Consider the following 14,844-nt stretch of genomic DNA (forward strand, 5'->3'; position numbering starts at 1 on the left):
GATGGCGCAGACGCCCGACATTCCGCCCGACCCCGTGCAGCGCCCTTCGGCGCTGTCGGCGATGCGCTACCCGATCTTCCGCCGGGTCTGGTTCGCGAGCGCGTCATCGAACTTCGGCGGCATGATCCAGTCGGTCGGCGCGTCCTGGCTGATGATCTCGATCGCGGAATCCGCCGACATGGTCGCCCTGGTGCAGGCTTCGGTCGCGCTGCCGGTGATGCTGTTCTCGCTGGTGGCCGGCGCGATGGCCGACAACTTCGACCGCCGCAGGATGATGCTGGGCGCACAGGTGTTCATGCTGCTGGTGTCGGTGGCATTGGCGCTGTGCACCTGGGCGGGGCTGATCACGCCGTGGCTGCTGCTGCTCTTCACCTTCCTGATCGGCTGCGGCGCCGCCTTCAACGCGCCGGCCTGGCAGGCATCGGTGGGCGACATGGTGCCGCGCGCTGAGCTGCCCGGCGCGGTGGCCTTCAACAGCATGGGCTTCAACATCGCGCGCAGCGTCGGCCCGGCGGTCGGCGGAGCCATCGTGGCCGCCGCCGGGGCTGCGGCTGCGTTCGCGGTCAACGCGGTGAGCTATGTCGCCCTGGTCGTGGTGCTGGCCCGCTGGCAGCCCGAGCCGAAACCGCGGCTGCTGCCGCGTGAAGCGCTCGGCAGCGCGATGGCGGCGGGCGTGCGCTACGTGATGATGTCACCGGTCATCCGCACGGTGCTGGGACGCGCCTTCGTCTTCGGCCTGGGCGCGAGCGCGGTGATGGCGCTGATGCCGCTGGTCGCCAGGGACCTCATCGTCGGCGGCCCGCTGACCTACGGCCTGCTGCTGGGGGCGTTCGGCCTCGGCGCCATCGGCGGCGCGATGGGCAGCACGCACCTGCGTGGCGCGCTGTCGAACGAGGGCCTGGTGCGTTGGGCCTGCCTCGCCTTCGCGGTCGCTGCGGCCGGCGCGGCCATGAGCCCCTGGCTGCCGCTGACGATGGTGGCGCTGCTGCTGGGCGGCGCGTCGTGGGTGCTGGCGCTGTCGACGTTCAACGTCACGGTGCAGCTGTCCACGCCGCGCTGGGTCGTGGCGCGCGCGCTGTCGCTGTACCAGATGGCGGCGTTCGGCGGCATGGCGCTGGGCAGCTGGCTGTGGGGCTTCATCGCCGAAAAGGGCGACGTGCGCATCGCGCTGGCCGGCGCCGCGCTGGTGATGGTCGCCTGCGCGCTGCTCGGCGTCTGGCGTCCGCTGGCCAGGCTGACCGAACTCAACCTTGATCCGCTCAGCCGCTGGAAGGAACCCGCCACCGCCGTGCCGGTCCAGCCGCGCACCGGGCCGGTGGTGATCACGATCGAATACCTGATCGACGAGCAGGACGTCCCGGAGTTCCTCCACGCGATGGCGGAGCGGCGTCGCATCCGCCGCCGCGACGGCGCCCGCAACTGGCGGGTGCTGCGCGACCTCGCCGATCCGCAGGTGTGGATCGAACGCTACGCGACGCCCACCTGGCTCGAGTACGTCCGCCACAACAGCCGCCTGACCCACGACGATGCGACCATCCCGGCCCAGCTGCGCGCGCTGCACCGCGGGGCCGACGGACCACGGGTGCGGCGGATGATCGAGCGCCAGCCGAGCGACCTGCACACGGTGCCGGTCTCGGGGCCGCAGGCCCTCACCGAGCCGGTGACCGATCCCCGGGGCTCGTAAGGCGCCGCGGCGCGGCTAGGGCGCGCGGGCGCAGATCCAGGCGTCCACCCGGTCCACGCCGGCATCGAACAGGGCATCGGCGGCGGCGTGCAGGGTGGCGCCGGTGGTCATGACGTCATCCACCAGCACGACGTGCGGCGGCGGCGCGCCGCGGCCGGCCACCACGAAGGCGTCGCGCAGGTTGCCGACGCGGGCGTCGGCGTCCAGGCGCGACTGCGCCGATGTGTTGCGGATGCGCAGCAGCAGTCCCGCGTGCACCGGCAGCTCCAGCGTCCGCCCAAGCGGATGCGCGAGCTCAAGCGCCTGGTTGTAGCCACGCTGGCGCATGCGCGCACGGTGCAGCGGCACGGGTACCAGGACATCGGGCCGCGCGAGGCCGGCGAAGCAGGCGGCCATGGCATGGGCCAGCAGGCGGCCGGCCGCGAGGTCGCGGTGGAACTTGAGGCGCGGCAGAAGGCGGTCCAGCGGGAATCCGTAGAGGAAGGCGGCGTGGACTTCGGAGAGCGGCGGCGGGCCGTGCTGGCAGGCGCTGCAGAGGCGGGGTTGGTGGACCCGCGAAGGCCGCGGCGGACCGGGGGCCCCCGCTGCTGCAGCGTTCGCGCCAGGCGCCGGCTGCGGCAGCGGCATCGCGCAGGACAGGCAGGCCGGCGGCATCCACGGCAGGCCCGCCTCGCAGGCCGGGCACAGGTCGAGCCGGCTGCGGGCCGGTTCTCCGCAAACCAGGCAGCGTGGTGCCCACAGGCAGCGGCCGAGCCGGCCGAACCAGCCGTCAACCGCGATGGCCTGCGCGAGGTTGACAGGTGCAGGCATGCTTTCCAGACTGCCCGGTCAGCTCCGCAAGCGCCTTCAGGATCACGCCATGCCCGCCGTCAGTGAATTCCGCGCCGGTGACGCCGCCGCCCCGCGCCACGACTGGACCCGCACCGAGGTGGAGGCGCTGCTCGACCTGCCGCTGCCCGAACTGCTGTTCCGCGCCGCCAGCGTCCATCGCCAGGCCTTCGACCCGGCCGAAGTGCAGGTCAGCACCCTGCTGTCGGTGAAGACCGGCGGCTGCCCCGAGGACTGCGCGTACTGCCCCCAGGCGCAGCGCTACGACACCGGCGTCGATGCGCAGAAGCTGATGGAAACCGATGCGGTGCTGGAGAAGGCCCGCCAGGCCAAGGCCGCCGGCGCCTCGCGCTTCTGCATGGGCGCCGCCTGGCGTTCGCCCAAGGACCGTGACATCCCCAAGGTCGCGGCGATGATCGCCGGGGTGAAGTCGCTGGGGCTGGAAACCTGCGCCACGCTGGGCATGCTCACCGGCACCCAGGCGCAGGCGCTGAAGGAGGCCGGCCTCGACTACTACAACCACAACATCGACACCGATCCCGATAACTACGGCGCGATCATCCGCACCCGCGACCTGCAGGATCGTTTCGACACGCTGGAACACGTGCGCGAGGCCGGGCTCAAGACCTGCTGCGGCGGCATCGTCGGCATGGGCGAGACCCGCCGCCAGCGCGCCGGCTTCCTGCAGACCCTGGCGACGATGCCCGCGCACCCGGACTCGGTGCCGATCAACCGCCTGGTCCAGGTGGAAGGCACGCCGCTGCACGGCACCGCCGAGCTCGATCCCTTCGAGTTCGTGCGCACGATCGCGGTCGCCCGCCTGCTGATGCCGAAGTCGATGGTGCGGCTGTCGGCCGGCCGCGAGCAGATGTCCGACGAGCTGCAGGCGCTGTGCTTCAGCGCCGGCGCCAACTCCATTTTCCACGGCGAAAAGCTGCTGACCACCGGCAACCCCGACGTCGCCCACGACCAGGCGCTGTTCGACCGCCTGGGCCTGCGCGCGATGGCGATCAGCGTCGATGCCGAAGGCCACGACCAGGCCGGTACCGTGCACGCCGACATCGTCGGCCCGCCGCCGCGGACCTGCGCGGCCTAGGAGCGCGCCATGGCCGCCAAGCGCCCCGACCTCCGTCGCCGCGCGCAGGCCCAGCGCGCCGAAGCGCTGGCGCGCGACATGGTGCGCAGCCGCCGCGTGGTCGGCCGTCGCGACGGCGTGCGCATGGAGATCGACGGCCGCTGGCTGCTGGACTTCTGCGGCAACGACTACCTCGGCCTGTCGCAGCAGTTCCAGGTGGTCGATGCGATGCAGGGCGCCGCCGCCCGTGACGGCGTCGGCGGCACCGGCTCGCACCTGGTCAGCGGCCACCACGTTGCCCACGAGGCATTGGAGCGCGAGGTCGCGGACTGGCTCGAAGTGCCGTGCGCGCTGGCGTTCGGCAGTGGCTACATGGCCAATCTTGCCGTGCAGCAGGCGCTGCTCGGCGACGGCGACACCAGCGTCCAGGACCGGCTCAACCACGCCAGCCTGATCGACGGCGCGCGCCTGGCCGGCTGCCGCCTGCGCCGCTATCCGCACGCCGACGCCGAGGGCGCGCTGCGCCAGCTGCGCTCGGTGCCCGAGGGTGCGGCGATGCTCGCCACCGACGGCGTCTTCAGCATGGACGGCGACGTCGCCCCGCTGCGCCAGCTGGCGCTGGCCGCGCGCATGCAGTCGGCGCTGCTGTATGTCGACGACGCCCACGGCATTGGCGTGCTCGGCCCCGGCGGCCGCGGCAGCGTGGCCGATGCGCGCCTGGGCGTGGCCGACGTGCCCCTGCAGCTGGTCACCCTGGGCAAGGCCCTGGGCAGCTACGGCGCGGTGGTGGCCGGCGACATCGATCTCATCGACCACCTTGCAGGCACCGCGCGCCCCTATCTCTACACCACGGCGCTGCCGCCGCCGCAGGCCGCCGCGGCGCTGGCGTCGGTGAAGCTGGCGCGCCGCGAACACTGGCGGCGCGAGAAGCTCGCTGCGCTGGTGCAGCGTTTCCGCGCGGGGATGCAGGCCGCGGGCTTCGACCTGCCGCCCTCCGATACCCCGATCCAGCCGGTGCCATGCGGCGACAACGCGCGCGCCCTGGACATGGCCGCGCGCCTGGAGGCCGAGGGTTTCCGGGTGGCCGCGATCCGCCCTCCGAGCGTGCCCGAAGGCCGCGCGCGCCTGCGCGTGACCCTGTGCGCCGCGCATGGCGAAGACCAGGTGGACGCGCTGGTCGCCGCCCTTGCCCGCAGCCGCGAGCATGTCGACGCCAGCGCGGCCTGATCGCCCTGACGTCCTTCGAAAACCGTGTCCACTGACGCCCCTGTCCCTGCCCCGGGCCGCGCGCTGGCCGCCATCGGCATCGCCCTGTGCGCGTCGCTGTTCTTCACCCTGACCTATGTGATCAACCGCGCCGCTGCCGACCAGGCCATGCACTGGGCGTGGATCGCCTCGCTGCGCTATCTGATCACCCTGCCGCTGATGCTGCCGTTGATGCCTTTCCAGGGCGGCGCAACGCCGGTGTTGCGCGCGATCACCGCGCATCCGTGGGCGTGGCTGCGCTGCTCGCTGATCGGCTTCGGCGTGTTCTATCTGGGCTTGAGCTACGCCGCGGCCAGCGGGCCGTCGTGGCTGGTGGCGGGCACGTTCCAGTTCACCGTGATCGCGGGGATGCTGTGCGCGCCGTTGCTGTACCGCGATGCGCGGCGGCGGATCCCGCGCGCCGGGCTGGCGGTGGCGGCGGTGATCTTTGCCGGCGTGCTGCTGATGCAGTTCGGCCATGCCAGCGGTGCGCTGGACCGTGCCGGCTGGATCGCGCTGGCCTGCCTGCTGGCGGCCGCGTTCGCGTTCCCGCTCGGCAACCGCATGTTGCTGCTGCACCTGGAGACCACCGGTGAAACGCTCAACGCCACCCAGCGCGTGTTCGGCATGACGCTGGCCAGCCAGCCGCTGTGGTGGCTGCTGGCGACGTATGCCTGGACCACGCAGGGTGCGCCGACGGTGGCGCAGCTGTGGCTGGGCGCGGCGGTGGCGCTGTTTGCGGGCGTGATCGCGATGGTGCTGTTCTTCCAGGCTACCGGCATGGTGCGCAGCCAGCCGCTGGCGCTGGGCGGGGTGGAGGCGATGCAGGCCTCCGAGGTGCTGTTTGCGGTGCTGCTGGGCGTGCTGCTGCTGGGTGAAGACTGGCCGCGGGGCGTGGCGCTGGCGGGTGCGGGCGTGGTGGTGCTGGGCATCGTCGGCTTCGCCTGGGTGGTGGCTCGTCCGGCCGCGGGCAGCGAGCGAGCGACCAGGGTGCTACGGACCGACCGGGGTGCCTGAGCGCACCAGCGCGGCGTGGCAATCGCTGGCGTCAACTCGGGCGCGCTGTGTCCGGTTGACAGTGTGCGGCACGCTTTCCAGACTTGTCGGCCCACCGCATTACCCATCCGGAAGAATCCCATGCCTGCCCCCCGGGACGCCCGCGCGCCGCGCCGCCAGACGCCGGCGGCGAAGTGACCGCCAGCCTGCACATCGACGTCCGCGGCCGCGGCGCGCCGCTGGTACTGCTGCACGGCTGGGCAATGCATGGCGGCGTGTTCGCGCCCCTTGTCGAACGCCTTGCCGACCGCTTCGAGCTGCACCTGGTCGACCTGCCTGGCCACGGCCGCAGCCGCGACAGCGCGGTGCCGCTGGAGCCGGATGCGGTGGTCGAGGCCGTGGCCGCGCGTGTGCCGGTAGCGCCGTGGCTGGGCTGGTCGCTGGGCGGCATGTTCGCGCTGCGCGCCGCGGCCACGCGGCCGGAACTGGTGCCGGCGCTGCTGATGTTGTGTTCGGCACCGCGCTTTGTGCGCGATGCTGCGGGAAACGCCGCTGTAGCCCCGCCCGCAGGTGGAGGTGACACTTCGCCCGCGGCTGTGGGAGCGGCTTCAGCGGCGATCGACGACACAGGCCGCTACGGCATGTCGCCGGAGATCTTCGCCGGCTTCGCCGAAGGCCTGCGCAACGACTACCACGGCACGCTCGAACGCTTCATCGCGCTGGAAGCCTTCGGCTCGGACGACTCCCGTGGCGAACTGCGCGCGCTGCGCAGCGAGGTGTTCGCGCGCGGCGAGCCGCCTGCGGCAGCGCTCGCGCGCGGGCTCGACCTGCTGCACGAAGTGGACCAGCGGGCGTTGTTGCCGCTGCTCCAGGTGCCGAGCCTGTGGATCGCCGGCCGCCGCGACCGCGTGGTTGATCCGCGTGCGATGCGCGCCGCCGCCGAGCGGGCGCCGGGCGCGAGCTTTGTCCAGATCGAACCCGGCGGCCACGCGCCGTTCCTGACCCACGCCGACCAGGTCGCCGACGCGATCACCGGGTTCCTTGCGCAGGCGTTCGCCGGCGCGCCCGCAGGAACCAGGACCGGCCACGCCGCGGGGACGCGATGAACCACATTTTCGACCGCCAGCAGGTCCGTCGCGCCTTCTCACGCGCGGCCGGAAGCTATTCCGCCGCCGCCGACCTGCAGCGCGAGGTCGAGTCGCGCCTGCTGGAATCGCTGGAATACCTCGGTGAGCAGGCGCCTGCGGACATCGTCGATCTCGGCAGCGGCCCCGGTACCGCCGCGGTCGCCCTGCGCCAGCGCTGGCCGAAGGCGCGCGTGGTCGCGATCGACCTCGCGCTGCCGATGCTGCGCCAGGTCGCGCCGAAGCGCGGCTGGAATCCGCTGCAGCGCCCGATCGACCGCATCTGCGCCGACGCCCGCGCGCTGCCGCTGGCCGACGACAGCGTCGACCTCATCTTCAGCAACCTGTGCCTGCAGTGGGTGGAGGATCTCGATGCGCTGTTCGCCGGCTTCCGCCGCGTGCTGCGCCCCGGCGGCATGCTGCTGTGCTCGACCTTCGGCCCCGAAACCCTGCACGAACTGCGCGCGGCCTTCGCCGAGGCCGACGACGTCGCGCACGTGTCGCCGTTCGCGGGCATCGCGGAATTCGGCGACGCGCTGATGCGCGCCGGCTTCCGCGACCCGGTGCTCGACCGCGACGTCGATGTGCACGGCCACGCCGAGATGGCCGGGCTGATGCGCGGACTGCGCGAACTCGGCGCCACCAATGCCCTGGCCACGCGCCGCCGCGCGCTGACAGGCCGCGGGCGCTTCGTCGCCGCCCAGGCCGCCTACGAGCAGTGGCGCGGCGGCGACGGCCTGCTGCCGGCCACCTGGGAAACCATCACCGCGATGGCCTGGGCGCCGGCGCACGGGCAGCCCATCCGCGAAGGCGGCGAGGACGTGGCGCGCTTCCCGGCGTCGGGCATCCCGGTACGCCGGCGCCGGGGCTGAGCGGCGCAGCTGCGGCGCGGGCACGGACGCGGCCACGGTTCATCCAGCGCCGGCCATCGCTGCATACACTCGCGCCATGTCGACTGCCTCCCAGCCTCGTCCCGCGCCCCACGGTCCCGACCCGGGCACTCCGCCGCGCACATCGCTTGTCCCGCGCCGGCATTCGCGCCGGCATCCTCGGCGGCGCGCGCTGCACGTGTTACTCGCCGCGTGCGTACTCCTGCTTGCCGCCTGCGTCGCGCTGCCGGCGTCCGCGCAGCGCTATTCAATCGACCTGTCGCAGCTCGATCCCGCCGCCGTGCTGTCGCTGGGCGATGACGTCCTGCTGCGCGCACCCGATCCGGCCATCGACCGGCTGTTCAAGGCCGTCCACGCCAGTTCACGTTCGGACACCGAATCCGGTGCCCTGTGCGCTCTGTTCGATCCCGGCGCTGCGCGTGACCTGGCCGCGTTCCAGCGCGCCGTCGACCGCCTCGACGACGCCAGCCGCGAACGCTTCGCCATGGCCTTCACCGATATCGCCATGACCGGCCTGCAGGGCCAGGTGCAGCCCTACGACCCGGAGCATGCACGCCAGGTGCTGAAGTCGGCCGCGGTCAGCGCCACCTTCCTGCACGAGGGCTTCATGCTCGGCATGGCCAGCGAGGGCAGTGACGAGGTCAGCCGCCAGGCGCGCTGCCGCTCCTTCCGCTGGCTGGTGGGCGTGCTCGACGGCCTGCCGCAGGCCGATCGCGCCGCGGCCACGCGCTGGCTGCTGCGCGAAGGACTGAGCCTGGTCGGCAGCCCGGGCTGAGACCTTCAGTCGGGCGAGACCACCAGGTCGCGGTGGAAAAAATAGACCTCGCGCGCGAGGAAGCGCCACTGCGTGCGGAAGCTGCGGAAGCGGGTGCTGGGCGTCGGCGAACCGACGGCGTCGATGCCGAGCTGGCGCGCCAGGCGCAGCGCGCGCGCCATGTGCAGCGGGTCGCTGACCACGATCACGCGCTGCAGGCCATGGTCGGACAGCAGGTCGCGACTGCGTGCCAGGTTCTGCCAGGTGGTGCGCGAGAGGGTCTCGATCAGGATCGCCCGCTCGGGCACGCCGGCGCGGAGCGCGAAGGTGCGCGCGACCTGCGACTCGGAAAAGCGCGCGCCGTCGCCGTACCCGCCGGTGAACACCAGCACCGGCGCGTGCCCTTGCTCATACAGATCGATGCCGTGGCGGATGCGTTCGGTGAACACCGGCGAGGGGCGGGTGTCGTAGGCCGCGGCACCCAGGACCACGATGGCATCGGCCGGGCCGGCCTGGTCGCGGCTGCCGACGTAGACGATCCAGGCCGCGACGCCGAGCAGCCAGAGCATGCCCAGCAGCGTGAGCCGGAGCAGCCAGCGCAGCCCGGGGCGCGGCCGCCGGGCCTGGCCGTAGCGCCTGCGGCGCCTCATGCGGCCCACGGCGGTGCTTCGAGGCCTTCGCGCCGGCCCTGGCAGGCTGCGGAACCCGGTGCAGGGATGGCGCGCACGGGTGCAGCGGGCCGGGCCGCGGCGGCCTGGATGTCGTCGGGAATGGCCGCAGCGGGAGACATGGGCCCAGACTAGCGGAGTTGAACGCAGGGTTCAGCAGCCGGCGCCCTCACCCGGGGTTAAGCCCTGTTCAATGGCCGGGGTCGACCCTGTGTTGGCACTCACCCTTGGGGGGGAAGCAACATGCGCAAGATCCTCATCGTCCTTGCCCTGGCCCTGTTGACCGGCTGCGCCACGGGCTACGGCTACAGCGATTACGCCGGCTACGGCTACGGTGACTACTACTACGGCGATACGTCGTACTACGACGATGGCTACTACGCGCCCTACGGCGGCTATGGCTACGGTTCCGGTTACTACGGCGGCCCCGCTTACGGTGTGGCCGGCTACTACCGGCCCCGTGGCTATTACGGCGGACTGTACGGCTCCTGGAGCTATCCCTGGTACAGCGGATACTCCGGTTACGGCTATGGCTGGCCCGGGTATTACCGCCCGCATCGCCCGCACCGGCCGCCGAACCACAACCGTCCGCCGCGTGACGACGGCGCGCCGCCGATGAGCCGGCCGCTGCCTCCACAGCAGATGCCCGGTGCGGATACCGCGGCGCGTCCGCGCGACCGCCTGCGCCAGCTGCGCGAGAACCGGCGGCCGGAGGCACCGTTGCGCGGCGGCAATGGCCCCGTGCGGATGTCCACGCCTTCGCGCGCGATGCCGGGCCGGGCCGGGCCGGCGAGAGCCTCGCCCTCCCGCGTCTCTGCGCCATTGCCCGCGACGCCACGGGGGACATCAGCACCTCGTTCCGCTGCGCCGCGGCTGTCTTCACCGGCAGCTGCGCGGCCGGTACCTGCGCGGCCCGCGCCCGCGCGCCCGATGCCGCAGGCTGCACCCTCACGCTCGGCAACGCCGCGCTCGGCGCCTTCAAGGCGGTCGCCCGAGGCCACGCGGACCCGGGTGCGGGAGGAGTAGCGCGACGGGATGCCGCAATCGGCGCTTTGGCGCTTGCGCACTGACGCCAGTCGTCGCAAGCTAGGGCCGACTGACCGGTTGCGTCGCTTCCTGACGTAATACGGGGTGACCAATGTCGACACCCGGCGGGGGATCCCGGATCCCCCCTGTTCCGCTCCCGCCGGGCGTCGGCTCCAGACCAGGCGCACTGCGCCGCCCGGAGCCCGGGCAAAAAAACGGGGCCGAACGTCCCCCGACGTTCGGCCCCTTCGCTTCCCCAGGATGCGCTTGGCCAGCCCTGTTCCAATCTCCGGCCACGCCCCCCTAGGCGATTGCCATCCCGGGTGCGCCTGTAACGGACGCAGGTTGCGTGCCAACTTTCCCGGCGGTCGACGCAAGCCCGCCCCCAAGCGCGATAATTGCGATATGCATCACGACTTCCATCGCCACGACGTCATCGTCATCGGCGGCGGCCACGCCGGCACCGAAGCCGCGCTGGCCGCCGCGCGTGCGGGTGCGCGCACGCTGCTGCTGACCCACAACATCGAGACCATCGGTGCGATGAGCTGCAATCCGGCCATCGGCGGCATCGGCAAGGGCCATCTGGTGCGCGAGATCGACGCCCTGGGCGGCGTCATGGCGCGCGCCGCCGATGCCGCGGGCATCCAGTGGCGGCGACTCAATGCGTCCAAGGGGCCGGCGGTGCGCGCCACGCGCTGCCAGGCCGATCGCGCGCTGTACCGGGCCTTCATCCGCAGCGCGGTGGAAGCGCAGCCGGGCCTCACCGTGTTCCAGGCGGCGGTCGACGACCTGCTGATCGAAGCGGGCGTCGTGCGCGGGGCGGTTACCAACACCGGCCTGCGCTTCCAGGCGCAGGCGGTGGTGCTGACCGCCGGCACCTTCCTCGCCGGCCGGATCCACGTCGGCGAGGCGCAGCACGCCGGCGGGCGCATGGGTGATCCGCCCTCGGTGCGCCTGGCCGAACGCCTGCGCGAAGGCCCCTTCGTGGTCGACCGGCTGAAGACCGGCACGCCGCCGCGCGTCGACGGCCGCAGCCTCGACTACTCGCTGATGGTCGAGCAGCCCGGTGATGACCCGCGTCCCGTGTTCTCGTTCATGGGCAGCCGCGACCACCATCCGCGCCAGGTGTCGTGCTGGATCACGCAGACCACGGCGCGCACGCACGACATCATCCGCGGCGCCCTGCACCGCTCGCCGCTGTACTCGGGGCAGATCGAGGGCACCGGGCCGCGCTATTGCCCGTCGATCGAGGACAAGGTGGTGCGCTTCGCCGAAAAGGACAGCCATCAGGTCTTCGTCGAGCCCGAGGGCCTGGGCGTGGCCGAGATCTATCCCAACGGCATCTCCACCTCGCTGCCCTTCGACGTGCAGCTGGAGCTGGTGCGCTCTGTGCAGGGCTTCGAGCGCGCGCACATCACCCGGCCGGGCTATGCCATCGAATACGACTTCTTCGATCCGCGCGGCCTGAAGTCCACGCTGGAGACCAAGGCCGTGGCCGGGCTGTACTTCGCCGGCCAGATCAACGGCACCACCGGCTACGAAGAGGCCGCGGCCCAGGGCCTGCTCGCCGGCGCCAATGCCGCGCGCGCGGTGCAGGGGCACGAAGGATTCGCGCCGCGCCGCGACCAGGCCTACATCGGCGTGCTGGTGGACGACCTCATCACCCATGGCACGGTCGAGCCCTACCGCATGTTCACGTCGCGCGCCGAGTACCGCCTGCAGCTGCGCGAGGACAATGCAGACCTGCGGCTGACGCCGGTGGGCCGCGAGCTGGGCCTGGTCGACGACGCGCGCTGGGATGCGTTCGCGCGCAAGCGCGACGCGGTGGCCGCGGAAACGCAGCGCCTGGGCGCGCTGTGGGCCTCGCCGAACAACGCTGCCGGGCGCAACGCGTCCGCGGTGCTGGGTATCGACATCAGCCGCGAGTGCAGCGGCCTGGACCTGCTGCGCCGGCCGGAGCTTGGCTACGCGAAGCTGGCCGCGGTGCCCGCGTTCGGCCCCGCGGTGGATGATCCCGCGGTCGCCGAGCAGGTCGAGATCGAGACCAAGTACTCCGGTTACCTGGAACGCCAGCGAGAAGAGATCGCGCGCCAGCGCCGCAGCGAGGACGCGGTGATCAGCGAAGGCTTCGACTACGCCGTCGTGCGCGGGCTGTCGGCGGAGCTGCGGCAGAAGCTCGAGCAGGTGCGGCCGCAGACCATCGGCCAGGCGCAGCGCATTCCGGGCATGACCCCGGCGGCGATCTCGCTGCTGCTGGTGCACCTGGAGCGCGCGCGGCGCATGCACGCGCTCGAGGCTGTCGGCAGGCAGCACGCATGAAAAACGGGGCGGGAGACCGGCTCCCGCCCCGCTCGTTCCCTCCCTGCAAACCTCAGTACACGTCTTTCATCGTGTTGTAGACGTTGAACTTTCCGGTCGGCGTGACCAGGCGCGGATCGTCGAGCACCGCCTTCAGCTTGCGGGTCTTGTCGTCCACCACCACGATCGCCGAGCGCTGGTCCTTGCCGTTCCACACCGAGAACCAGACTTCGTCGCCGGCCTTGTTGTATTCGGGCTGCACCACGCGCTTGGGGCCTTCGCCGAGGTTCGCCCATTCGGCGATCGGCAGCACTTCGTAGCCCTTGCCGAGGTTGTTGATGTCGAACACGGCGATCGACTGGCTGGCCTCCGCGATGGGATTGAGGGTGGTATCGACCCACAGGTTGGTCGATGCAGGATGCGTCTTGACGAACAGCGAGCCGCCGCCCTGGCCCTTGAGCACAGCGACCGCCTTCCACGCGTATTGGGGATGGTTGACGGGGTCGGTGGCGATCAGGGTGATGTTCTCGTTGCCCAGCGCCGAGGTCGCCCACACCGGCCCGTAGGTGGGATGCACGAAGTTCGCGCCGCGGCCCGGGTGCGGGATCTTGTCGACGTCGATCAGCGCGGTCATCTTCTGCTCCTTCGAGTCGACCACTGCGATCTTGTCGCTGTTGTTGGCCGCGGTCAGGAAGTAGCGCTTGGTCGAGTCCCAGCCGCCGTCATGCAGGAAGGGTGCGGCGTCGAGCGTCGTGGTCTTGAGCGCTTCAAGGTCGGAGTAGTCGACCAGCAGGATGCGGCCGGTCTCCTTGACGTTGATGATGAATTCCGGGTGCTCATGGCTGGCGACGATCGCGGCCACGCGCGGCTCCGGGTGGTACTCCTGCGTGTCGACCGTCATGCCGCGGGTCGAGACGATCTTCTTCGGCTCCAGCGTCGGGCCGTCCATCACCACGTACTGCGGCGGCCAGTAGGCGCCGGCGACGGCGAGCTTGTCCTCGTAGCCCTTGAACTTGGAGGTCTCGACCGAGCGCGCCTCGAGGCCGATCTTGATCTCGGCCACGCGGTCGGGAACCTTCATCCACAGGTCGATCAGGTCGATCTTGCCGTCGCGGCCGATGGTGTAGATGTAGCGGCCCGAGTGCGAGGCGCGCGAGATGTGCACCGCATAGCCGGTGGTGATGATGTTGATGATCTGCTTGCTGTCGCCGTCGATCAGGGCGATCTCGCCGGCGTCGCGCAGGGTGACCGAGAAGACGTTCTCCAGGTCCCAGTTGTTCATCTGCCTGGTCGGGCGCTTGTCCTCGGGGATCAGCACCTTCCAGCTGGCGAGCATTTCCGGCATGCCCCATTCCGGCGGATTCGGCGGCGTGTGCTGCAGGAAGCGGGCCATCAGGTCGACCTGGTCCGCGGTCAGCTCGCCGCCGGTGCCGAAGTTGGGCATGCCGCCGGGCGAGCCGAAGTTGATCAGCGCCTTCAGGTATTCGGTGCCGCGTGGCTGGGTCACGTCGGGGGTGAGCGGTTTGCCGGTGGCGCCCTTGCGCAGCACGCCGTGGCAGCCGGCGCAGCGCTGGAAGAAGATCTCGCTCGCCGCGGTGAACTCGGCCTCGCTCATGGCCGGCGCGCCCGGCGTGCGGATCTGGGTGACGTCGCTGCCGCTGACGGTCGATGGCGCACCCTCGTAGGCCGCCTGCGCCTGGCTGGTACCCGGATGCACTTCGCCCTGCGCGGGGTCGGTGCTCACCGCCAGCGCCGCGCGCTGCGCCTTGACCTCGGCCTCGGTGATGCTGCCGCCCGGGTTGTCCCAGCTGTTGAGGACATGGGTGGTGATGGCTGCGATATCGGCGTCGCTGATGTGGCTCTGCGCCGGCATCAGGCTGTTGTAGGTGACGCCGTTGACGACGATCTCGCCTTCAAGTCCGGCCAGGACCGTGGACGCGACCTGGGCCGGTGACTTGCCCCGGAGCCAGTCGGAGCCGGCAAGCGGGGGGAACGCGCCGGCCAGGCCCTTGCCGTCGGGTTGGTGGCAGGCGGCGCAGTTCTGCAGATAGGCCTGTCCTCCGTCCACTACCGCGTCGCCGGGTGCGGCGTCGGCGCCCTGGCCCACGGCCAGGTAGGTGCCGCCTGCAAGCAGGAGCGGAATGGCGAGGGCGATCGTCGAACGTTTCATCAGCGTGCTCCTGGCGGACAGCGGGTGCGATCAGTGGACGTTCCAACCTGGACCGTGCCTGTTGCCGCGAGCGGCGTAATTGATCT

General features: G+C 71.5%; 12 protein-coding genes. 9 read left to right on the forward strand and 3 right to left on the reverse strand.

The window, feature by feature from the left end; translation table 11 throughout:
• Nucleotide 1 precedes the first annotated feature (1 nt).
• Nucleotides 2-1,684 carry an MFS transporter gene (locus WCE37_RS07030; protein ID WP_343278725.1) on the forward strand — a complete coding sequence of 561 codons (1,683 nt, stop codon included), beginning with the start codon at nt 2-4 and terminating at the stop codon, nt 1,682-1,684.
• Between the two features lie 15 nt (nt 1,685-1,699).
• On the opposite strand, the gene WCE37_RS07035 is transcribed toward WCE37_RS07030, so the two are convergent.
• Nucleotides 1,700-2,494, reverse strand: a complete 795-nt coding sequence (locus tag WCE37_RS07035) for a ComF family protein (protein WP_343278726.1) — start codon at nt 2,492-2,494, stop codon at nt 1,700-1,702.
• A 49-nt stretch (nt 2,495-2,543) separates the two neighbouring features.
• Between WCE37_RS07035 and bioB the strand changes: the two genes are divergently transcribed.
• The 6 genes from bioB to WCE37_RS07065 all read left to right on the forward strand — a co-directional run bounded on the left by bioB (nt 2,544) and on the right by WCE37_RS07065 (nt 8,617).
• Nucleotides 2,544-3,608 (forward strand): biotin synthase BioB, encoded by a 1,065-nt coding sequence (gene bioB, locus WCE37_RS07040; RefSeq protein WP_343278727.1) that lies wholly within the window; start codon nt 2,544-2,546, stop codon nt 3,606-3,608.
• Nucleotides 3,609-3,617: 9 nt separating this feature from the next.
• Nucleotides 3,618-4,814, forward strand: a complete 1,197-nt coding sequence (gene bioF / locus WCE37_RS07045; protein WP_343278728.1) for an 8-amino-7-oxononanoate synthase — start codon at nt 3,618-3,620, stop codon at nt 4,812-4,814.
• Between the two features lie 24 nt (nt 4,815-4,838).
• Nucleotides 4,839-5,849, forward strand: a complete 1,011-nt coding sequence (locus tag WCE37_RS07050) for a multidrug resistance efflux transporter family protein (RefSeq protein ID WP_343278729.1) — start codon at nt 4,839-4,841, stop codon at nt 5,847-5,849.
• Nucleotides 5,850-6,034: 185 nt separating this feature from the next.
• Entirely contained in the window at nt 6,035-6,934 is a 900-nt protein-coding gene (locus WCE37_RS07055) for an alpha/beta fold hydrolase (protein ID WP_343279167.1), read from the forward strand.
• On the forward strand, nt 6,931-7,824 hold the full coding sequence (gene bioC / locus WCE37_RS07060) for a malonyl-ACP O-methyltransferase BioC (RefSeq protein ID WP_343278730.1): 894 nt from the start codon (nt 6,931-6,933) through the stop codon (nt 7,822-7,824). Before WCE37_RS07055 ends, bioC begins: the two co-directional genes overlap by 4 nt.
• A 196-nt stretch (nt 7,825-8,020) precedes the next feature.
• Complete coding sequence (locus WCE37_RS07065; RefSeq protein WP_343278731.1) at nt 8,021-8,617, forward strand: hypothetical protein; 597 nt, start codon at nt 8,021-8,023, stop codon at nt 8,615-8,617.
• Between the two features lie 5 nt (nt 8,618-8,622).
• Here the strand turns inward: WCE37_RS07065 and WCE37_RS07070 are convergent, their stop codons facing one another.
• Complete coding sequence (locus tag WCE37_RS07070) at nt 8,623-9,246, reverse strand: YdcF family protein (protein ID WP_343278732.1); 624 nt, start codon at nt 9,244-9,246, stop codon at nt 8,623-8,625.
• A 261-nt stretch (nt 9,247-9,507) separates the two neighbouring features.
• Between WCE37_RS07070 and WCE37_RS07075 the strand changes: the two genes are divergently transcribed.
• Both WCE37_RS07075 and mnmG read left to right on the forward strand, forming a co-directional pair.
• Nucleotides 9,508-10,290, forward strand: a complete 783-nt coding sequence (locus WCE37_RS07075) for a hypothetical protein (protein ID WP_343278733.1) — start codon at nt 9,508-9,510, stop codon at nt 10,288-10,290.
• A 405-nt stretch (nt 10,291-10,695) separates the two neighbouring features.
• Nucleotides 10,696-12,609: a tRNA uridine-5-carboxymethylaminomethyl(34) synthesis enzyme MnmG gene (gene mnmG, locus WCE37_RS07080; RefSeq protein WP_343278734.1), complete on the forward strand. Its 1,914-nt coding sequence runs from the start codon at nt 10,696-10,698 to the stop codon at nt 12,607-12,609.
• Nucleotides 12,610-12,661: 52 nt separating this feature from the next.
• On the opposite strand, the gene WCE37_RS07085 is transcribed toward mnmG, so the two are convergent.
• A complete protein-coding gene (locus WCE37_RS07085; RefSeq protein WP_343278735.1) occupies nt 12,662-14,758 on the reverse strand; it encodes a cytochrome D1 domain-containing protein in 2,097 nt (698 codons plus the stop codon).
• Nucleotides 14,759-14,844: the final 86 nt, after the last annotated feature.

Origin of the sequence: Luteimonas sp. MJ250 (assembly GCF_039548455.1) — a bacterium.
Classification (GTDB): Bacteria; Pseudomonadota; Gammaproteobacteria; order Xanthomonadales; family Xanthomonadaceae; genus Luteimonas.

What these genes read in the sequence shown, in the direction of transcription:
- WCE37_RS07070 (WP_343278732.1), bottom strand. Translation starts at nt 9,246, where the DNA reads ATGAGGCGCCGCAGGCGCTACGGCCAGGCCCGGCGGCCGCGCCCCGGG.
- WCE37_RS07030 (WP_343278725.1), top strand. Translation starts at nt 2, where the DNA reads ATGGCGCAGACGCCCGACATTCCGCCCGACCCCGTGCAGCGCCCTTCG.
- bioC (WP_343278730.1), top strand. Translation starts at nt 6,931, where the DNA reads ATGAACCACATTTTCGACCGCCAGCAGGTCCGTCGCGCCTTCTCACGC.
- bioB (WP_343278727.1), top strand. Translation starts at nt 2,544, where the DNA reads ATGCCCGCCGTCAGTGAATTCCGCGCCGGTGACGCCGCCGCCCCGCGC.
- WCE37_RS07075 (WP_343278733.1), top strand. Translation starts at nt 9,508, where the DNA reads ATGCGCAAGATCCTCATCGTCCTTGCCCTGGCCCTGTTGACCGGCTGC.
- WCE37_RS07035 (WP_343278726.1), bottom strand. Translation starts at nt 2,494, where the DNA reads ATGCCTGCACCTGTCAACCTCGCGCAGGCCATCGCGGTTGACGGCTGG.
- bioF (WP_343278728.1), top strand. Translation starts at nt 3,618, where the DNA reads ATGGCCGCCAAGCGCCCCGACCTCCGTCGCCGCGCGCAGGCCCAGCGC.
- mnmG (WP_343278734.1), top strand. Translation starts at nt 10,696, where the DNA reads ATGCATCACGACTTCCATCGCCACGACGTCATCGTCATCGGCGGCGGC.
- WCE37_RS07085 (WP_343278735.1), bottom strand. Translation starts at nt 14,758, where the DNA reads ATGAAACGTTCGACGATCGCCCTCGCCATTCCGCTCCTGCTTGCAGGC.